Raw genomic sequence first — 20,000 nt, 5'->3', positions numbered from 1 at the left:
GAATTATATTCGTGATCACGGTAGTAAGTAAAGTTTCTTTTACTTACTCGTCCATACCATCATTCTTAGCAACGGCGGGAATCTAAAAAAAATAAGCCTGAAAGACTATTAAGTAATATAGATCCCGCACCGAAGCAGGGATGACATCGGTAGTGGTTAAATTTGTATCTATAGCAACTAACGATTGTGACTTTTAAATTACCCTGCATATACTGCAGCAAATAAGTTGACCATTTTACAAAAAGAGTAAGACCTATGAATAATAATTTACTTGAATTAGTATCAATTACACAAAGTTTTACAAAAGATGATCATAGTACGCACAAGATACTAGATAATGTTACTCTAAAACTAAAACCTAATGAGATAGTTGCGATACTGGGAAAATCTGGATCTGGAAAATCAACATTACTAAGAATTATCGCAGGTTTTGCAAAACCAGTTAAAGGTAAAGTAATACTAAATAAAAAACCTGCTTTTCGTGATCGTTGCGATATTAGTATGATTTTCCAAACATTTGCACTTTTTCCATGGTTGACTGTTTTTGAGAATGTTGAGCTAGGTTTAAAAAGTTTCAATATTTCTGAATATGAACGTCGCAAGCGTGCATTAGAGGCCATAGATATGATAGGACTTGATGGTTTTGAGTCAGCATACCCAAAAGAATTATCAGGTGGTATGAAGCAACGAGTAGGTTTTGCTAGAGCATTAGTTCTCAGACCAGAAATTTTACTTATGGATGAAGCTTTTTCCGCTCTTGATGTTCTAACGGCTAATACCTTAAAGAATGATTTTCTTGATCTGTGGAGTAGTGGAAAAACTCAAATGCAGTCGGTGGTACTGGTGACTCATTCGATTGAAGAAGCAGTAACTATGGCTGACAAAGTGTTAATACTTTCATCTAATCCTGGGCGTATTGTATCAGAATTAGCAATTACCCTCCCTCGTTCACGTGATGTTCAAAATATGGAATTTCGTACTGTGGTAGATAAAATTTATGCTCTCATGGTATCAGCCTATGAAAAACCACCTTTGCCTATTAGTAATAAACAGAAAGCTATTGTTGGCAACATCGATCAAAAAATTCATTTGTCGGTAACTGAACTGATCGGTAGCATTGAGGCACTTTCTGCATTGCCATATAAAGGTTCTGCAAATTTATCAGAATTATCTAAGATTTTTCACATTAACAATATGGAGGAAATTTTACATATTGTTGGAGCTTTACAAATATTAAATTTTGCTAATGTTACTTCTGAGAGTATAAAATTAAATAAACATGGCAAGCTTTTTTTCACAAGTAGTTTAGAAGATAGAAAAAAAATGCTTGCTCAGCATTTACTTGACAATATTCCTCTTGCATCCTACATCTGTGAAATTTTACATCAACGTTTAGATCATAAAGCACCTCTTTCGCGTTTTAAGACACAGCTTGAGGATACATTATCTAGTGAAGATGCCACTATAACTTTAAAGTCTATAATAGGTTTAGGAAGATATGCAGAAATCTTCTCCTATGATGATAATAAAAAGGTTTTTAGCTTAGATAATCCAACAGCTTGAAAGTCGAATTGTATATATCGTATTATTTAGTAACTATTAATCTTTTTAATACTTTATACTTTGAAGTTACCGACGTCCCACAAATCTAGAGATGTGGGTAATAGGAAGCTACTTTCGCAGGGGTTGTTTTTACTACTAGACTTCTTGCATAATTCGCTTATGCTGAGGAATTTAAAGAAGCCACGGAACGCAGAACCGCAGCAGACGATGATGTGTGTGAGAAGCAGAGTACCGGGAGCACGAATAAATTACCAGCAGAAGTAGAGTGTCGAAAGATATCTATTTTTTAGCTCACTATTGTATCAACCTGATCAACACATGTTTTTTCTTACCTGCAGAGATCTTAATAAGCTGGTTATCCTGCATAAAGGTCAAGTCAATAACCATGTTTTCGTCTTGGATTAATTGATTATTGATTTTTGCTCCAGCCCCTCTAATCAACCGACGCCCTTCGGATTTTGATTTAGCAAGACCTGCTTCATAAAGTAATTCATATGCTGGAATACCTAGAGCTAACCTCCCCTGCTCTACATAAACAGTTGGTAAATTTGTGTCAATTTCTCCTTGTTCAAAAACCTTGCTAGCTGTTTCTAAAGCTGTCATAGCTGCCTCTTCACCATGACAAAGTTTGGTTAAATTAAAGGCTAATTGCTTTTTGGCACTATTAATATCAGAGGCACTAAGTAAGATAAACTCTTGCATGGCATCTTCCCCTAACTCACTATATAATTTTGCGAACTTGACTACATCTTGATCTTCACAATTCCGCCAATATTGATAATAATCGTACGGGCTTAACATATCCTCATTTAGCCACACAGCTCCACCAATAGACTTGCCCATTTTGTTGCCAGAAGCAGTTGTTAGTAAGGGCGTAGTCATACCAAAGACTTCATTACCTGTTAGTTTCCTTGTAAAATCGACGCCCATTACTATATTACCCCACTGGTCGCTACCACCTATTTGTAAAGAACAACCATATAGTTTATTTAAATGATAAAAATCGTAGGCTTGTAGCAACATATAATTAAATTCTAAGAAACTCATATGTTGCTCTCTCTCTAAACGTAATTTTACAGAGTCCATAGATAACATACGATTCACAGAAAAAAAACTACCAAAATTGCGAAGAAAATCTAAGTAATTTAACGATTCTAGCCAATTTGAATTATCAACTAATATTGCATCATTTTCCCCAGTACCAAATTTAATAAATTTTGATAATGATTTTTTTATACCTTCAGCATTTTTGGCAATTTCTTCTTTTGCTAAAGATTTCCTTGCCTCATCTTTACCGGTAGGATCACCAATTTTACTAGTTGCCCCTCCTAGGAGTACTATTGGCTTATGACCATATTGTTGCAATAAACGCAGTATCATAATTTGCATCAGACTACCTACATGTAAAGATTGTGCTGTACAATCAAAACCAATATAAGCAGAGATTTTGCTGTTTTTCATTAGCTCTGTTAGTTTTTCTAAATCAGTACATTGATATAGAAAACCTTTACTATCAAAATTTTTAATAAACATTTTTAAAACTAATTTTTTTAATGAGAGTTCTTGCAGAATTCGCTTATGCACAAGGATTTAAAGAAGTCACAGAACTTCGACCCACAGCGTACTCAAATGTATGTGAGGAGCAGAGTACCGGGAACACGAATAAATTACCAGCAGAAGTAGAATTATGCAAGAACTCTCTTCATAATTGCTGAATTAAAGGTTATAATACTTGACAAAAATAATACTTCAACTAATTTTAGTAGTTACTAGTGTTCACCAAGTATGCAAGTTTAACTCGATAATCAAGTTTTTATTGAGTTATATAATTCATGGCAGTTTAAAAGTCATAAAAAGAAGTCGAGAAGATGTCATTCTCAGCAACGGTGGGAATCTAAAAATACAAAAACACCTTAGACGTAAAGGTTTTTGAGATCCCAGCCGCAGCTCGGATGACATAAACTACCATGAATTGTATGCCTTAGAAAAAACTTGATTATCGAGTTTAAGTAACCTAAGTTCAACACAACAAAGGTAGTGTCATTTTACAATCCCTGCTTTCGTAGGGATCTAAAAATAGGAGTTTAATTTATGTCCTCTTTGCAATATAAACGAGTCCTGTTAAAAGTTTCTGGCGAAGCCTTAATGGGCAACAAACAATTTGGTCATGAATACTCTATAATCCTAGGAATTGCTGAAGATATAAAGGAAGCAATTGATCTTGGGATAGAAGTATGTGTGGTCGTCGGCGGTGGCAATATTTATCGTGGCACTGATGTCTTATTTGGCATGGAAAGAGCTGCTGGTGATTATATTGGCATGCTTGGCACGGTAATAAACGCACTTACTCTACAAAATATTATGGAAAGTTTGGGTGTTCATACTAGAGTCCTTTCTGCAATCCCTATGATGAGCGTTTGTGAGCCTTATATACGTCGTAAAGCAAAAAAACATATAGAAAAAGGTAGAGTAGTAATTTTTGCCGGCGGTACTGGTAATCCATTTTGTACTACTGATAGTGCAGCTGTTTTAAGAGCAATTGAAATGAGCTGTGATTTATTACTAAAAGGCACTAAGGTTAATGGTGTATATGATGCAGATCCGACAAAGAATCTTAATGCAGTGAAGTATTCTACTATAAGCTATACTAATCTTTTAAAAGACAATTTACAAGTTATGGATATTGCTGCTATTGCTGTGGCTAGAGAAAACAACTTGCCAATTAAGGTATTTTCCATTAAAGAGAAAGGTAATTTTGCAAAAGTACTGCAAGGAAAAGGTGAATATACAAAAATTCAAGAAGGTGAGTAAAGTATGGATAAAGCAACTATACGCAAAGAATTACAATCAAAAATGGATAGTTCGATAAGGGTATTAGATCACGAACTTAAAGGACTCAGGACTAGTCGAGCTTCAGTTAACTTACTTGACCCTGTATTGGTTGAAGCCTATGGAGATAAAGTACCATTGTCGCAAGTAGCAAGTCTTTCAACTCCAGATGCACGGACTATTACTGTACAGGTGTGGGATAAATCTATAGTAAAATTTGTAGAAAAAGCTATTGTGGATACAAATTTGGGTCTAAACCCATCATCAGATGGACAGCTAATAAGAATCACAATACCGCTACTTACTGAAGAACGCCGCAAAGAGCTTGTTAAGTTTGCTCACAAATATGGAGAGAATACTAAAATTGCCTTGCGTAATATAAGAAGGGATGGTAATGAAGATTTAAAAAAGTTAGAAAAAAACAGTATCATAACTGAAGATGAACAACATAACCTATCAGAAGAAATCCAAAAATTAACTGATGAGTATAGTAATAAAGTGGACTTGCATGTTAAACAAAAAGAACAAGAAATATTGACTATTTGAAGTCTAAAAAGAAGTGTCATTCCTCAAAGAGATGCCACCTAAATGACTTAGGTATATTTTTTCATAAAATAGCCATAAATTATTAGTGCAAACATATTTCATGCTATAATTACTATAAATATTTAAGGTATATAAATGATTACGAATGAAGAAGTGCAAAAAATAGCAAAACTTGCTAGGTTTAATTTTACCCAAGAAGAGATAAGCAGTTTTGCCTATCAATTAACTGAGATGATGAATATGATCGACATTTTAAACGATGTAGACTGTAGTAACATTGAACCACTTACTTCTGTTTGTGATATGCACCAAAGAATGCGAAAAGACCAAGTATTGTATGGTGACATTTCTGATGAATTATTTGCTAATGTGCCTAATGATAAGGCAGAACTTGCCAAAGAAGTAAAATGTTTTGTTGTCCCAAAAGTAGTAGAGTAACATATGTCGGAAATTATAAAATTAACCATTACACAAGCCGTTAAAGCCTTAAAAAATAAAGAATTTTCGTGTGTTGAGCTGACTAAAGCACATATTAAGGAAATGGATAAACATAAAGAGTTAAATGCTTATATTACTGAAACTACAGATATTGCTTTAGAGCAAGCTAAAATTGCTGATCAAAATTATCATAATGGAATAGCAAGACCATTAGAAGGAATTCCTATTGCTGTAAAAGATCTTTTTTGTACAAAAGGAGTACGAACTACTGCCGCCTCAAAAATACTCAGCAACTTTGTACCAACATATGAATCTACTGTAAGTAAAAATGTTCGAGATCACGGCACAATAATGCTTGGTAAGGCTAATATGGATGAGTTTGCTATGGGATCGGCTAATATTACTAGCTATTTTGGTAACGTTATTAGCCCTTGGAAAGCGGTAGATGCACCTACAACTCCGGTAGTCCCTGGTGGATCTTCTGGAGGCTCGTCAGCTGCTGTCAGTAGCTTTTTAGCTATGGCAGCTCTTGGAAGTGATACAGGAGGTTCTGTTCGCCAACCTGCCAGTTATACTGGGATTGTCGGATTCAAACCAACATATGGTCGTTGTTCTAGATATGGTATGATTGCTTTTGCCAGTTCGCTTGACCAAGCTGGAGTACTTACAAGAACTGTTGAAGATACTGCTTTAATGCTACAAGCCATAATTGGTTTTGATGAAAAGGATTCTACTTCTATACACTCTGAGATACTAGAGCTAAGATCAGCATGTAATAGTAGTGCAAAAAACATGAAAATAGGTGTACCATTTGATATTATGAAACAAGATGGTATACAACCGGATATTATTAAGATGTGGCAGCATACTATTGATATTCTAAAAAATGATGGGGCAGAAATTATTGATATTTCATTACCCTATTCTAAATATGCTCTAGCTGCATATTACGTTATAGCACCTGCTGAAACCTCATCTAATTTATCTAGATATGATGGTATAAGATATGGAATCAGGGTAGGAAATGAGGGAATATCCATTGAGGAAATGTATGAAAAAACAAGAACTGCTGGCTTTGGTGCTGAAGTTAAAAGACGTATTATGATTGGTACTTATTTGCTTTCATCTGTTTTTATGGATGCTTATTACTTAAAAGCCCAAAAAATAAGACGCTTGATTTCAGATGATTTCAAGAAAGCTTTTGCACAAGTTGAAGCAATAATTTTGCCATCTGCACCATCCGAAGCTTTTAACTTAGGTGAGAAACAAGATAATCCTGTGACAATGTATTTAAATGATTTATTTACTATTCCAGCTAGTCTTGCCGGTCTTCCTTGTTGCTCTGTACCTGCTGCATTATCTTCTAGGGGTTTACCTCTTGGCATGCAAGTAATAGGAAAAGCCCTTGATGAATATAATACTTTAAAGGTAGCAGCAGCAATTGAGCGTGGTTCAAGAGATATTAGTTTTGTATATTCTAATAAACGGTAAAGTTATCGGTGTTAATTTGATTATTAGAGCTTAAAATGTCCGGGTTACCAATCTTATCAATAAGTATTTTTTTGCCTTTAGTAAGTGCATTATATATTCTGCTATTTATCAACCACAGTAGGTCAGTAAATAAGCAAGCTAAAAATAAGCAAGTTTATGCGATGTATGTCGCAGTTTTAAGCTCTATCCTAACCCTAATATCTACTATTTATTTATTAGTTCAATTTGATAATACATCAAAACTTTATCAGTTTGTAGAATGCTATAGTTGGATTCAATCTATAGGTCTTGAATTCCACATTGGAGTTGACGGAATCTCAATATTTTTTGTTGTTCTGACAAGCTTTTTAACCCTTATCTGTATTATAGCTAGCTTATTTACCGTCAAAAAATATATCAAAGAATTCTTATTTTGTTTTTTATTAATTGAGTCTTTTTGCATTGGGGCTTTTTGCTCAATGAATTTACTATTATTTTACTTATTTTTTGAAGTAATATTGATCCCTATGTATATAATTATAGGAGTTTGGGGAGGTGAAAATAAAGTTTATGCTGCCGTAAAATTCTTCCTCTATACTTTTTTGGGGTCGGTATTTTTCTTATTGTCACTCATATATATTTATAGCCAAGTTCATAGTTTTAATATGCTTGATCTAAACGAATTAGTACCTTCATTAACATTACCGGTGCAGAGAGTTTTATGGTGGGCAATCTTTATAGCCTTCGCAGTGAAAGTTCCTATGCTACCGTTCCATACGTGGCTTCCTGATGCACACGTACAAGCACCAACTGCTGGATCTGTCATTTTGGCTGGTATATTGTTAAAACTTGGAGCATATGGGTTTTTACGTGTATCATTACCAATGTTTCCAAATATATCAAAAGAATTTGCATTTTATGTATTAGTGCTGAGTATTTTTGCTGTAATATATGGTTCACTAGTAGCACTGACTCAAAGAGACATGAAAAAGATGATAGCTTATTCATCGATAGCTCATATGGGCTATGTGACTGGAGGAATTTTTAGCTTAACAGAAGCTGGGATTAAGGGAGCCGTATATCAAATGATTAGTCATGGCACTGTGGCATCTGCTTTGTTTTTGATAATTGGTACTTTGTACGATAGATTGCATACTAAGGAGATAGACAAATATGGTGGAGTGGCAAATAAAATGCCAATACTCGCCACCTTTTTCATGATTGCTATGCTTGGCTCTATAGGTTTACCAGGTACTAGCGGTTTTATAGGAGAATTTTTAAGTTTGGTAGGTATTTATCAAGCTAATGCAGTAGCAGCTATTATAAGTAGTGTTGGCATTATTCTTGGAGCTGTTTATATGCTAAAACTTTATAAGGAAGTAATGCTAGGACAGATTACTAATAACCAGGTTGTAAGTTTTAAAGATCTATATCTCTATGAGATACTAGCAATTATGCCGCTTTGTGTAGCAATAATTTATTTAGGTTTGTTGCCAAATACAATTATGAACATACTGGATTTATCAACTCATAAAATCTTATCACAAATACCTGATGTTGTAAAATAATTACTTAAATTAACTTAATTATTATTATTCTAATGATTTAACGATTTTTTTAGATATTTATAAATTAATTTTATATTATTACTTGTAAGACTCAAACAACTATGCTAGGCTCGATTAAAAATCTTCTTAACTATAGAATTAATAGGTTATACAAATGTTAAAAGACAATTTAGATTCAGAAATTATTGCTAACGAATTAAATGTTGAAACAGAAAAGATTGAAGAAACAGAAGAAGAAAGAGAAAACCGCTTGGATCGTGAAGAATCAGCTAGAAAATTAAAGGCAATTATATTTGTTGTTATCCCACTTTTGGTTGGGTTTCTAACGTTTACTTATTTTTTTCTTAACTCAATAGAGGAGAAAAGTAAGCTTTTGAAACAAGAACAGTCAAATCAACAGCTAGATCGACAGACTGATCAAAATACCCAAACAAAAACCAAGTAAAACATAATTGCACATGCTCTGTTGAATATAGGGGTATTATATCCTAGTTCAACATTCCTGCAGGGGCTGTCCTTGCAAGCAAGGTTTTGTTACGTGTATACTCGAATGATCCTACGAATTGGATTTGAAAATGAGGGGCGAGTGAGCGAAGCGTACATTTAGTCACACTACTGGACAAAAATGAAAAATGGTTAAAACAACTATATTAGTTTAAGTACAAAATGTTATTTTTTGGGGTAATAATTGCTCAAATTTAGTCTGAGCAGATAACAATTTTTGTACTTTTTCAACCATTTTTTGTCCAGTAGTGTGACATTTAGTACGTGGCTACCTACGATCCCTGAAGATGACAACACAATTCTTGATTTTCATCGAGTATATATGTAGCATCCCTCTGCACTAAAGTACCCACTTTGTCTAGACCAATTTTTATCTAAATTAACCTGAGTTCGATATAAAACATCGGTTTAATCCCGATATCTTCCCTACACCTTCGGATGTCACCCCTGCGAAGGTAGCGGTCTAAAATAACTTAACCTGAATTCGATGTAACAAGTTACATCGAATTCAGGTTTAATTAGCAATTTAGAAGCATTGGAATTATCAATAGTAAAGTTAGATAAAATACCAAGACAATATGCTTGAAAATAAGGCACAAGCCTATCTTACCTTTCGGAAGCCGGATGCGGTAGCTCTGCATGTCCGGTTCTGAGAAGAAACCTAATTAAGTGATTGGTTAGGTCTACTCACAAGTTAATATATATGCGAGTAAGGAAAGCCAAAAAGCCAGTGGGTAACAGTTGGAGAATGGATGAAACTTATATTAAAGTAAACGGTAAATGGGTATGTCTTTACAGAGTAGTTGATTCATTAGGAACTACTATAGATTTTTTACTACGTAAATACCGAGATGCATCGGCTGCAAAGGCATTCTTCCGTAAAGCTTTTAACATAATGGGCGTCCTAACAAACTAACGATAGATAAGAGCGGTAGTAATATTTCTACTTTTGAGAATTTTGTTATGCTCATGGCATCATAATGTCCAAAACCTGAGGTTTTACGATTTTCGCTAGATCACGATTTACAAATGCGACAAAACCTATAACCTAAATTTCTCTAGCACTAACCCATTGATAGGAGCTGCGATCACTAAATACTTGTCGTAAGAATTGGTTATTCAGAGCATGACTAGTTTTATAACCCGTGATGTCAGCTATTAGATGACCTCCTGTAGTATATAAATCTCCGAACAGGTCGAGAAGTTTGTGACGCACGAATTCATCAGTATATCTTAGTCCATCGTGGTTTATTATAATATCTTGATCTATACCTATAGCGTTATCGAGAGATGCCCCCCGTGCTAAGCCCTTACTTTTTAAATATTCAAGTTCATGGACAAATCCAAAAGTTCTAGCATCAGCAATATTACTTTTGAAAGACTCATTTTCTGAGAAGACTAAATTTTGCTTGCCAATAGCCTTACTAGCAAAATCTATTGTTATATCAACCGTCATGCTATAAGCAGGGCTACACACTAACTCACAATCTTTGTGAATTGTCCTAATTTCTTTTAAGATTTTTAGGTATTTCTTTGGAGCATTTTGTAATTGTCTACCAGCACATTCTATCATAAAGACGAATGGTTTACTGCTACCATCCATTATCGGGACTTCAGGACCATCGATTTCAATTATTAAATTATCGATTCCACATCCCCAAAGAGCTGCCATTAAATGTTCTATAGTTGAAACATAAATATTATGTTCATTTTTTATGGTAGTAGATAAAGAAGTTTCTGAAACATTTAAACAACTAGCTTGAATAAAATTTATCTCTTGCCTTACATCAGTTCTGACAAAAACAATACCGGTATTTTCTACAGCTGGTCTTAAAGTCATCTGAGTAATGTTACCGGAATGAACGCCCACACCATAACAACTTACTGGGTTTAGTATTGATACTTGCATTGGTTAATTTTACTAACATTTTAGGAATTCAACTTATTCTAATGCCTTAAACAATTACATGCAAGTTACATTATGTTACAAAATATTTCATCAATATATACTCTTCTGCTTTAAAGAATTGGCACTTGTTAAGATTTTTGCTATTTTTAGTTCGATGTAACAAGTTAATACTAGGCTCAGTATTATCTCCATTAGGGGTGATGTCTCCCTGTCTAGCCCCTAACTGTCGAAAGTTTACAAACACCTATACCACAGCGTCATTGCGAGCGTAAGCGAAGCAATTATATAGATAAATGATGTTACTGGATTGCTTCGCTTACGCCTTACAGCCTCCTCGCTAATAGACGTATAGGGAAGCTGTATTTACTAACTTTCGACAGTTGTGCCCTGCGAAGGTAACGGGGTCTAAATAAATCTAAACAACTTGTCTGTTTATTTTATGGATTCCGCTTTCGCGGGGAGTGTGACATCTTTCGCAATTCTTGATTTTCTATCTGAGTATATACCTTCATAGCGCCCTACATTTTTTGTGTAATCGCACCTACAGACACCACAATCGTCATTGCGAGGAGCTGCGACGTGGCAATCTTTATGCAGTATTACAGCTCACTTTACTAGATCGCCACGGCACCTAAAGGTGCCTCGCGATGACGATTATACAAAAAATGTAGGGTGCTATGATATACCTTACTCTGTTGAATCTGGAAGTCTGTTCTTCAGTATAAAAGGTAGTTGTAGTAAAAAGAAAATGATCGTTACAGGTATTGCTCCAAATATTTTAAATATAACCCATGTAGATTCTGCAAAATTACGCCATATTATTTCATTTAACACTGCCATGAACAGTAAAAAAGCAGCAGATCTATAGCTTAAAATATTCCAGTTCTTATCTTCAAGTTGGACAAAATGATTAAACATATATTTCAAAAAGGCCTTATTTCTTACGGCACTGATAAAAAATGTACTAGCAAAAATTACATATAGAATAGTTGGTTTGATTTTGATATACATAGAGTTACCACTAATCAAAACTATACTAGCTGAGACTAACAACACTCCAGAAGATATTAAGGAGGATTTGGAAACTTTGCCTTCTATAAGATAACACAGACTAACACAAATAATTGAAGTAATAAGTATATATAACGTCGCACTTTGTATACTACCACCATAAAAATAGCCAATAAAAAAAGCTATAAGCGGAGCAACTTCTGATAAAAAATTAATCATAAATAGTTTTATTTCTCTGTTGCTACTTTTGTGTGTCTGATTTTTATTTGTATTAAGATATTAATTAAACCTAGAGTGCAAATATAAAACACAACTTGTAACCCGTTAGGTCTAGCAATATATCCAGTAATCATTTTTAGGAATTTACCATAGATACTTCTGTCAGAAATGAGCCAAGAGCTATCCCAAAGCTGGTCGGATAAAATAGTAATAATCCCTGAAGAGCTCAATATACCAGCAGCTTCTGCTGCAAAGCCACTAGCAACAAACATTAATAAAATAGAAGATATGCGAAATATATATTGTTGGTTTACTATTTTTATTAAACCTAAATAGATAATGACACCCAAGGTTAGGCCACTGACCATACCAATAATTAATCCTAGTAGATAGCTATTACTGTCAATAATTTCGACTGAAGAAATACTATAAACTAATATAATAATTTCCATTCCTTCTCGAAGAATAGTTGCCGCAACAATCAGTACTAGCATTATATAACTACTATCGCCGCTACTAATTTTTACAGACAAATCATTAAGATTTTGTTTTATCTTAATACCATAACCTTGCATCCATACTATAGTCCAACCAATTAATCCAACTGTTAACAAAATAATTCCAGAGTTAAATATCTCATCACCTAGACCACTAAATGCTACGGTTATACTACGAGTAAAGAAAGCGAATAACGCAGCAGAAACTGTACCAAGCATGACTCCAGCAATTATATAAATTCTAGATTTTTCTAATTGTTTTGTCACAGCAAGTATTACACCAAGCAACAAAGCTATTTCTAGGCATTCCCTGAATACCACTAATGCTATTTTAAACATCTAAACCTAAATAAATTTAATTAACAATGAGAGACCCTTGTGCTGTCTCTTGATGAAAGTCTCCAAAAAAATCATATTTACCCGGGGCTAAAGGGGCAAGGATGATATTTATAGAGTCATTTGGCATAATAATCTTTTCGCGGTGCAGATCATGACTCTCAAACTCTTCTACTGTACTATCTTGGTTGTGGATAGTAAAACGAATCTTCTTACCACTTTCTACTCTAATAATATTTGGCTCAAATCTATGATTTTTTATAACCGTTACAATTTCTACTATATTAGTATTTACATCATTCTTAGATGTGCTTCGATGATTAATTGCAAAAATTATTACACCTATCAATAGAATAATACCTCCAAAAAATTGAAGGATAGTTTTTTTTTCCATAGTTCTAACTTGAAAGCTTTATTAAAGTTACAAAATACACCAATACAATCATAGCTACAAGCACATATAACAAAGTGTAGTTTTTTTGTTTTTTATGGTTCTTCATTTTTTTGGGTAAATTCATAAGCACCCTCCCTATATTATACAATATATTAGATTTCCACTAAGTCATCAAGGATCAAATATTTTAACAATACGTTGTTTCTCCTCTAGCCAACTCTGACAGTTTGTACAGTAGGTAATTATAAATGATCACCAATAAAAAGACAATTATAATCACTGGAGCTTCTAGCAGGGTAATTAGCTATTGACAAAATGATAAAATCTTGTATACAGAGTATCTGTATAATGGGTAAAGTTTAATTGGCGACCAAGTAAATAATAGTGTCTATAAGTTCAAATCTTCTACAATTTTTTATGCTAGACAATGTTGCTAAGATTTTTTTAAGTTTTAGTCATGATATAGTCATTATCCCACTACTTATACTAGGCTATATTTGGTTAGAGCAAAAAGTGTTTTTTAATGCAATATGTTTAATATTAGTAAGTATGTTATTTAATTTTGCTCTAAAAATTATATTTCAAATACCACTATCTGCTCATATTGGTAAACAAGGTTTTGCTTTTCCAAGTGGTCATATGCAGTCTTCAGTTGTTTTGTATGGTTGGCTGATGACAAAAACACAAAGCCGTATATGTAAAATTCTGATAACTGGCTTGCTATTTGGAATAGGAATGAGTTTAGTTTATTTTGGCTATCATAATTATTTTGATATTCTAGGAGCCATATTTTTTGGTTCTTTATTAATAGTCTTTTATACATTTCTTGCAAGCACAAAACAGCAAATATTGCCACCAGTTTTATTGACTTTTACTACATTTTTGATGTTGTACATTGCATCTATACATAAGGTAGAAGAACATCTATATATGGCATATTACGCTCTTATTGGAGTAATATTTTCTGAGAACATTTTTACAAAAAAAATAACAATTATAAATCTACGAAGCAAAATATTAGCAACAATACTGTGTTTTTTCATGCTCTTTATAGTCAAAATGCTTTTTACAGTTGGTTATATCTCCTCTTTACCATTAGCTATCAGGCAAATACAATGGGCTATAATCGGATTTTGTATCCCAGCATCAGTTTTTATTGCAAACTATATCAATCATTATAATAGTTCTTTTCATGATAGATCCTAGTTGGATTGTAGAAATAAGAACAGATTTTCTAACAACCATATTTAAGTTATTTCCATTTTTTGCTAGTGATTACTTTTACATTACCCTTACTGCTTTAGGATATTGGTTAAATCCATCGGCATTATTATTTAGATCATTAGGATTTTTAATACCTTTTTGTACTTTACTTAATTGCTTGTTAAAGAATTTATTTAAAATATCGCGCCCTGACATATCTTTACATTTAATATCTGTGTATGATCCTTTTGGCTTTCCTAGTGGTGATGTTCAAGTGGCAACCACTTTTTGGCTAGCAATCTTTTTAAGTCTTAAAAATAGTCCTTTCAAGTATTTATGCTTATTGCCAATAATTGGTATTGGTTTTTCAAGAGTATATCTTGGTGTTCATAGTATATATGATGTAATTGGTGGTTTGATATTTGGATTTTGTGTTTTCCATATATGGAAAACATATTTAGAAAGAGCATTGCTTGTAGAAGTGTTTCAACATAGTTGCAAAAAATTTTGGTTTTTACTTGCTATAATAATTTCACTATACACCATAGTGTCTCAATCTTTACCATGGCCACCTATGATACCGATGGCAATAGGAACTCTCATTGGCTTTGGGTTATCCTTACGATGGATAGAAAATCAGGCAATTGGTCGTCTACAGCACAAAATTAGTATTCCAACCGCTCTAATATCCCTAGCCATTTTAATTGGCATAGCAAAATTCATACCTACTGTAAAAATAAACATTTTTATTTTCTATTGTAGTATTATATTAAAATATAGTGTTCTTGTTTTTGGAATTTTTGTATTAATTCCTAGTACTATCTCTAAGATCACTAGATCTAATAAAATTGATATATTATAAAATACCCCAATTCGGGATAAGAATTGACAAATTCTTATCCCGAGTTCGCGTAAAATGCAATAAATTATCCGTTATTTAGATACTAAGGCAGCATATGGCAAGACCAGATTTCATCAATTCAGACAATATTATAAAAGAAATTATTAGAGTGAATCATGCTGGAGAATATGGGGCTAAACGAATTTATCAAGGGCAATTAAATTATTGCAAAAACCACGAAGCTTCCTCTACAATAAAACATATGATGCAGCAAGAAGAAGTACATTTGAGCTACTTTACTAATTTGTTATTACAACGTAATGTTAGACCAACTATTTTGATACCATTTTGGCATATTATTGGCTATATACTTGGTAGTGGATCGATATTGATAGGAACAAAAACTGCCATGCTATTAACGCAAAGTGTAGAAGAAGTGATTGAACAACATTATCAAAAACAAATAGATTATCTCGAATTGTATAATTTAGAGAAAGAATTAGTAGATAGCATAAAACAATTTCAGGCTGAGGAAATTGAACATAAAGATATAGCTCTAGTACAAGGTAGCAGTAAGGTAGTATTTGCTTCCTTAATCAATAAAGTTATTAAATTAATGTGTAATATGGCTATTAATGTGAGTAAAAAAGTTTAACTCGATAATCAAGTTTTTATTGAATTATACAATTCAGGACAGTTTAAAAGTCATGAAAAGAAGCTGAGAAGATGTCATTCCTGCGAAGGGATTGTAGGGTTTATGTCATTCCTGCGTAGGCAGGAATCTAAGAAAAATAGACCAAGAAGGTGTGTTATACTGATTATCTTTCAAAATAGAATTAATAATTTAATTCTAACTAATGATAGACCTAATACTAAATGATACCATGTTAATTCTATTTTGAAAGATAATTAGTATTAGACTTTTTTAGACCCCTGCTTTCGCAGGGGTGACATCGTAAGGAAGGGATGACATACACTGCCATGAATTGTAGCCCTTCAGAAAAAAACTTGATTATTGAATTTAAGTTAACTCAAATAACCTGATTCGATGTAACTTGTTACATCGAACTTTCGTGTTATATTTTAACAATCAGGTTTGAAGCGGCTGCCCACCTGATTGTTAAAATATAACACTCCATTCAATATGTGATTTTAATTATTAAAATCACATATTGAATGATAAAAAAAGTTAAAATGCATTCGTGCCAGCCGTTTCAAGAGTGCATTTTTCCTTATAACAAAGCCAGTTCGATATAAGAATTAAATGAATGAATTACAACAACAAGCATCTGACCCAGAATATTCTGTTTGGGTTTCTGCCTCAGCTGGTACAGGCAAAACCAAAATTTTAACAGATAGGGTGCTGCGGTTACTAATTAAGGGAGTCCCATTTGAAAAGATCCTATGCTTAACTTTTACTAATGCAGCCACCCTTGAAATGCAGAGTAGGATTAAAAATAAGCTTGCTAAATTTGCTGCAAACGAAACCGCTAAATTAACTGAAGAGTTAGGTTTATTACTTACTAGAGAGCCTTTAGAAAGTGAGGTACAATATACCAAAACTTTATATCACAGACTACTAAACTCTGAAGATGGTATTAATATTTACACTATCCATGCTTTCTGTCAGAAGATGCTTAAATTATTTCCTTTTGAAGTTGGTATTAATCCAAAATTTCAGATTCTTGACGAGATTACAGCACAAGGGGTTCTTAGCAAAATAAGAAACCAAATCTATTTAGATCCGACTTATAATGAGCTGATTAGTTTTTTTCTGACAAATTTCCATGAAACAACTATCAATGATATTTTCTCTGAAATAATCCAGCAAAAAATTAAGTTTAAGAAATTATTTGCCAAACAAATGGATTCTGTAGAGTACGATGCTCAAACTATTTTTGCACAATTATCAAATATTTATGACCAAGCTAAGCAATTATTAGCAAAATACTCAATATCTATTGACCTAGATCAAGAAATTCAACAATTTTTCCTTACTAAAGAAAACCTGAAGCGTAAGAACATATTGCCTAAATCTGTGGCAATGCAGTACCCAAAGTTATTGAATGAACTTGAATATATTCAAGAGAAAATTTTTCAGCTAGATCAACAAGCTAAAATGCAAGATATGGAGAATTACTCAAATTCGTTACGTAACTTGGCAAAGATTTTTCTTGATAAATATGATTCCTACAAAACCCAGCATAGTTTGCTTGATTATGATGATTTAATTTATCTTACGCAGTTATTATTAACGGATAATGCTGCAAAAAATTGGGTGGCTTATAAACTTAATGGCGGGATTGACCATTTGCTTGTTGATGAAGCACAAGATACTAGCCCGGAACAATGGGGCATTATCACTGCAATTATAGCAGACTTTACTTCTAGCACTAAGCAAAAAAGTACTATTTTTGTCGTAGGCGATGAGAAACAGTCGATTTTTAGCTTCCAAGGAGCAGATCTTAGCTCTTTTAGTTATGTTAATGAAAATTTGTACAAAAACCTATCTGATGCAAATAAGAATTTCAGAAATATTACCCTCCAGTGGTCTTATAGATCTACTAAAGAAATTATTGATATTGTCTATCTAATTTTTCAACAAATTAAACATACTACCCCACAATTATTTACATCTGATAATCCTAAAATTTTGCCATTTCGTCAAACTCATAAAGGTAGAGTTGAAGTTTGGCCATTAGTTAAGGGTGAAAAAGAGAATAAGTTGTTTTGGCCTTTACTAGAAGAGCATAATAAATCCAAATCTGCTCAGCAATTACTTGCACAACAAATTGCTAGTTTTATAAAAAGCCAAATAGCAAGTCGAAGAATCCTGCCTGCTACTAATTCCGAAGTCAAAGAATCAGATTTTATGATTTTGGTACGCAAGAGAGATGAGTTGATTTTTGAGATTATTAACTGCCTTAAGCAATATGGTTTGTCAGTAGAAGATGTTGATCGGATCACTTTAAATAAAAGTTTGTCAGTATTAGACTTAATGAGCATAGCGAAATTTGTACTACTACCTCAAGATGATTTGAATTTGGCTAGTCTGTTAAAATCACCAATAATCGGTATGAGTGAACAGGCACTACAAACTATTGCAATTTCTCGAGGCAAGAATTCTATTTGGGGTTACCTACAAACTATCCCAGACTATGCAAGTATATATAAGAAACTGTGTCATTTCTTGCAACTATACAAGGTTGCCAATTGTGAGAATTTTTTTTCACTTATTGTCGATTGTTTGGATGTTAGAAAAGTTTTAGTTGAATCTAATGGATTTGATAGTAATGACGTAATAAATGAATTGATATATTTGAGTAGCAATTATGCTAATAATATAGATAGCTCTTTGCAAAGCTTTGTTTATTGGTTTGAAAATAACAAAATTGAGATTAAAAGAAACTTAGAATCGTCAAGTAAGATAAAAATTATGACCGTGCATGCTTCTAAAGGTCTGCAAGCACCTATTGTTATTTTGTGCGATACTAGTTCAGTACCAACTAATAGTAATAAATTCATTTGGGACGAAAATCAAGTGTTCTCTACCACTCAATCAGCCAATAGCCCAGAATTCTTTAAAGCTCTCAAAGAAAAGGAGCAACAAAAAGACTTACAAGAATATATCAGACTACTTTATGTTGCAATGACTAGAGCCGAAGACCATTTAGTGATATGTGGTTATCAGTCAAGTAGTAAGCTGCCACAAAATTGTTGGTATGAGTTGGTTGCTAGGACAATGAATATGCACGGGAAGGTACAGGAAAATGGTATTATAGTTTATGAATCAATTATTGAAGGAAATGGAAATGGGCTATGTCATCTTGCTTCGGTGCAGGATGTAAGTACCATAGAGTGTTACCCTTGCGAAAACAGGGATCTAGATTCCCGCCTTCGCGGGAATGACATAAAGGAAAGTAGGGATGACATAAAGGGAAGCGGGAATGACATATACGATGAAACGATGTCATTCCTGCGAAAGCAGGAATCTAAAGAAATAAACCAGAAGGGTGCTCTAGATCCCTGCCTTCGCAGGGATGACATAAACCATTGCAGGGATGACATTGAAGACAGCGGGAATGATATTGAAAATTGGATACCAAATCTTTTTTTAATTAATAAAATCACCAAAAATACAAAGCAAAATTATTCAGTCAATTCTCCTCTTATAGTTAATGATCATTTGGAATATGGTAAGATATTTCATAAAATTCTAGAAGATGCCACAAAGATCAATGATTTTTCTAGTATGAATAAACATCCGTTTATTTACAAGTTACCAACAACTCTGCAAGAAAAGATTCATAGCAATATTGATAAATTACTGAATAATATAGAATTTATGGCACTTATTTCTCAGGAACTAAAAACTGAGGTGACGATAGGAACAACTATAAATGATGAGATTAAGATAGGACGAATTGATTTACTTGCTATTGATACGGGGAAAATAACCATTATTGATTACAAATCTGATGCTAGTCCACCTAAAACCTGTCAATTAGTTAAGGAATCTTATATTGATCAGTTGAATTTTTATCGACATATAGTAGCAAAACTGTATCCTAACAGTGAAATCATTTGCAAAATTCTATGGCTAGAAAATGCCAATTTTATGACTATTAGTTAACCTTCAACCTATAATCACCTGAATTCGATGTAACAAGTT

Annotated in this window: 17 protein-coding genes and 2 pseudogenes; 14 read left to right on the top strand and 5 right to left on the bottom strand. The window is 33.3% G+C overall.

All coding sequences use genetic code 11. The features are described 5' to 3' along the window. Positions 1 to 255: 255 nt before the first annotated feature. Positions 256 to 1,563 carry a nitrate/sulfonate/bicarbonate ABC transporter ATP-binding protein gene (locus tag AB3211_RS02860; protein ID WP_367364625.1) on the top strand — a complete coding sequence of 436 codons (1,308 nt, stop codon included), beginning with the start codon at positions 256 to 258 and terminating at the stop codon, positions 1,561 to 1,563. Positions 1,564 to 1,857: 294 nt separating this feature from the next. Here the strand turns inward: AB3211_RS02860 and tyrS are convergent, their stop codons facing one another. Next, entirely contained in the window at positions 1,858 to 3,096 is a 1,239-nt protein-coding gene (gene tyrS / locus AB3211_RS02850) for a tyrosine--tRNA ligase (protein WP_367364624.1), read from the bottom strand. 199 nt (positions 3,097 to 3,295) lie between these two features. Between tyrS and AB3211_RS02840 the strand changes: the two genes are divergently transcribed. From AB3211_RS02840 to AB3211_RS02805, 8 genes and pseudogenes are all read left to right on the top strand, one after another. Beyond that, complete coding sequence (locus AB3211_RS02840; protein ID WP_367364622.1) at positions 3,296 to 3,496, top strand: hypothetical protein; 201 nt, start codon at positions 3,296 to 3,298, stop codon at positions 3,494 to 3,496. Positions 3,497 to 3,654: 158 nt separating this feature from the next. Further along, complete coding sequence (gene pyrH / locus AB3211_RS02835; protein ID WP_341758657.1) at positions 3,655 to 4,374, top strand: UMP kinase; 720 nt, start codon at positions 3,655 to 3,657, stop codon at positions 4,372 to 4,374. A gap of 3 nt (positions 4,375 to 4,377) precedes the next feature. Next, positions 4,378 to 4,938, top strand: coding sequence for a ribosome recycling factor (gene frr, locus AB3211_RS02830; protein WP_367364621.1), 561 nt, complete (start codon positions 4,378 to 4,380; stop codon positions 4,936 to 4,938). A gap of 135 nt (positions 4,939 to 5,073) precedes the next feature. After that, the gene (gene gatC / locus AB3211_RS02825) at positions 5,074 to 5,376 is read left to right on the top strand and encodes an Asp-tRNA(Asn)/Glu-tRNA(Gln) amidotransferase subunit GatC (RefSeq protein ID WP_341753664.1); all 303 of its coding nucleotides are present in this window, start codon (positions 5,074 to 5,076) and stop codon (positions 5,374 to 5,376) included. Between the two features lie 3 nt (positions 5,377 to 5,379). Then, the gene (gene gatA / locus AB3211_RS02820) at positions 5,380 to 6,867 is read left to right on the top strand and encodes an Asp-tRNA(Asn)/Glu-tRNA(Gln) amidotransferase subunit GatA (protein WP_367364620.1); all 1,488 of its coding nucleotides are present in this window, start codon (positions 5,380 to 5,382) and stop codon (positions 6,865 to 6,867) included. Positions 6,868 to 6,902: 35 nt separating this feature from the next. Then, positions 6,903 to 8,414 carry an NADH-quinone oxidoreductase subunit M gene (locus AB3211_RS02815; RefSeq protein WP_367364619.1) on the top strand — a complete coding sequence of 504 codons (1,512 nt, stop codon included), beginning with the start codon at positions 6,903 to 6,905 and terminating at the stop codon, positions 8,412 to 8,414. A 154-nt stretch (positions 8,415 to 8,568) separates the two neighbouring features. Continuing rightward, positions 8,569 to 8,859, top strand: coding sequence for a hypothetical protein (locus AB3211_RS02810; RefSeq protein WP_341753667.1), 291 nt, complete (start codon positions 8,569 to 8,571; stop codon positions 8,857 to 8,859). 771 nt (positions 8,860 to 9,630) lie between these two features. Then, a pseudogene (locus tag AB3211_RS02805) lies at positions 9,631 to 9,857 on the top strand (DDE-type integrase/transposase/recombinase); the annotation flags it as partial. A gap of 109 nt (positions 9,858 to 9,966) precedes the next feature. Here AB3211_RS02805 and lpxC read toward each other — a convergent pair. From lpxC to AB3211_RS02785, 4 genes are all read right to left on the bottom strand, one after another. Beyond that, positions 9,967 to 10,827 carry a UDP-3-O-acyl-N-acetylglucosamine deacetylase gene (lpxC, locus tag AB3211_RS02800; protein ID WP_367364618.1) on the bottom strand — a complete coding sequence of 287 codons (861 nt, stop codon included), beginning with the start codon at positions 10,825 to 10,827 and terminating at the stop codon, positions 9,967 to 9,969. Between the two features lie 687 nt (positions 10,828 to 11,514). Continuing rightward, a complete protein-coding gene (locus AB3211_RS02795; protein WP_341753674.1) occupies positions 11,515 to 12,057 on the bottom strand; it encodes a septation protein A in 543 nt (180 codons plus the stop codon). A gap of 8 nt (positions 12,058 to 12,065) precedes the next feature. Beyond that, positions 12,066 to 12,893, bottom strand: a complete 828-nt coding sequence (locus AB3211_RS02790; RefSeq protein ID WP_367364617.1) for an FTR1 family protein — start codon at positions 12,891 to 12,893, stop codon at positions 12,066 to 12,068. Positions 12,894 to 12,909: 16 nt separating this feature from the next. Further along, positions 12,910 to 13,284: a cupredoxin domain-containing protein gene (locus tag AB3211_RS02785; protein ID WP_367364616.1), complete on the bottom strand. Its 375-nt coding sequence runs from the start codon at positions 13,282 to 13,284 to the stop codon at positions 12,910 to 12,912. A gap of 417 nt (positions 13,285 to 13,701) precedes the next feature. Here AB3211_RS02785 and AB3211_RS02780 point away from each other — a divergent pair, with 417 nt between their 5' ends. The 5 genes and pseudogenes from AB3211_RS02780 (at position 13,702) to AB3211_RS02760 (ending at position 19,961) form a co-directional block, all read left to right on the top strand. Further along, positions 13,702 to 14,490 (top strand): phosphatase PAP2 family protein, encoded by a 789-nt coding sequence (locus AB3211_RS02780; protein ID WP_367364615.1) that lies wholly within the window; start codon positions 13,702 to 13,704, stop codon positions 14,488 to 14,490. Continuing rightward, positions 14,477 to 15,349 (top strand): phosphatase PAP2 family protein, encoded by an 873-nt coding sequence (locus AB3211_RS02775; RefSeq protein ID WP_367364614.1) that lies wholly within the window; start codon positions 14,477 to 14,479, stop codon positions 15,347 to 15,349. Before AB3211_RS02780 ends, AB3211_RS02775 begins: the two co-directional genes overlap by 14 nt. Positions 15,350 to 15,443: 94 nt before the next feature. Further along, complete coding sequence (locus tag AB3211_RS02770) at positions 15,444 to 15,983, top strand: demethoxyubiquinone hydroxylase family protein (RefSeq protein WP_367364613.1); 540 nt, start codon at positions 15,444 to 15,446, stop codon at positions 15,981 to 15,983. Positions 15,984 to 16,592: 609 nt separating this feature from the next. After that, positions 16,593 to 19,070: pseudogene (locus AB3211_RS02765) on the top strand (UvrD-helicase domain-containing protein); the annotation flags it as partial. Continuing rightward, complete coding sequence (locus tag AB3211_RS02760; RefSeq protein ID WP_367364802.1) at positions 19,071 to 19,961, top strand: PD-(D/E)XK nuclease family protein; 891 nt, start codon at positions 19,071 to 19,073, stop codon at positions 19,959 to 19,961. The last annotated feature ends 39 nt before the right edge of the window (positions 19,962 to 20,000 follow it).

Origin of the sequence: Candidatus Tisiphia endosymbiont of Nedyus quadrimaculatus (genome assembly GCF_964059235.1) — a bacterium.
GTDB lineage: Bacteria > Pseudomonadota > Alphaproteobacteria > Rickettsiales > Rickettsiaceae > Tisiphia.
The sequence above is the reverse complement of the archived record's forward strand: the minus strand, read 5'-3'. Positions and strand labels throughout refer to the sequence as shown.

Bases quoted from the DNA above. Each gene is read 5' to 3' on its own strand.
- AB3211_RS02860 (WP_367364625.1), top strand. From the start codon at position 256: ATGAATAATAATTTACTTGAATTAGTATCAATTACACAAAGTTTTACA.
- tyrS (WP_367364624.1), bottom strand. From the start codon at position 3,096: ATGTTTATTAAAAATTTTGATAGTAAAGGTTTTCTATATCAATGTACT.
- pyrH (WP_341758657.1), top strand. From the start codon at position 3,655: ATGTCCTCTTTGCAATATAAACGAGTCCTGTTAAAAGTTTCTGGCGAA.
- frr (WP_367364621.1), top strand. From the start codon at position 4,378: ATGGATAAAGCAACTATACGCAAAGAATTACAATCAAAAATGGATAGT.
- gatC (WP_341753664.1), top strand. From the start codon at position 5,074: ATGATTACGAATGAAGAAGTGCAAAAAATAGCAAAACTTGCTAGGTTT.
- gatA (WP_367364620.1), top strand. From the start codon at position 5,380: ATGTCGGAAATTATAAAATTAACCATTACACAAGCCGTTAAAGCCTTA.
- AB3211_RS02815 (WP_367364619.1), top strand. From the start codon at position 6,903: ATGTCCGGGTTACCAATCTTATCAATAAGTATTTTTTTGCCTTTAGTA.
- AB3211_RS02810 (WP_341753667.1), top strand. From the start codon at position 8,569: ATGTTAAAAGACAATTTAGATTCAGAAATTATTGCTAACGAATTAAAT.
- lpxC (WP_367364618.1), bottom strand. From the start codon at position 10,827: ATGCAAGTATCAATACTAAACCCAGTAAGTTGTTATGGTGTGGGCGTT.
- AB3211_RS02795 (WP_341753674.1), bottom strand. From the start codon at position 12,057: ATGATTAATTTTTTATCAGAAGTTGCTCCGCTTATAGCTTTTTTTATT.
- AB3211_RS02790 (WP_367364617.1), bottom strand. From the start codon at position 12,893: ATGTTTAAAATAGCATTAGTGGTATTCAGGGAATGCCTAGAAATAGCT.
- AB3211_RS02785 (WP_367364616.1), bottom strand. From the start codon at position 13,284: ATGGAAAAAAAAACTATCCTTCAATTTTTTGGAGGTATTATTCTATTG.
- AB3211_RS02780 (WP_367364615.1), top strand. From the start codon at position 13,702: ATGCTAGACAATGTTGCTAAGATTTTTTTAAGTTTTAGTCATGATATA.
- AB3211_RS02775 (WP_367364614.1), top strand. From the start codon at position 14,477: ATGATAGATCCTAGTTGGATTGTAGAAATAAGAACAGATTTTCTAACA.
- AB3211_RS02770 (WP_367364613.1), top strand. From the start codon at position 15,444: ATGGCAAGACCAGATTTCATCAATTCAGACAATATTATAAAAGAAATT.
- AB3211_RS02760 (WP_367364802.1), top strand. From the start codon at position 19,071: ATGAATATGCACGGGAAGGTACAGGAAAATGGTATTATAGTTTATGAA.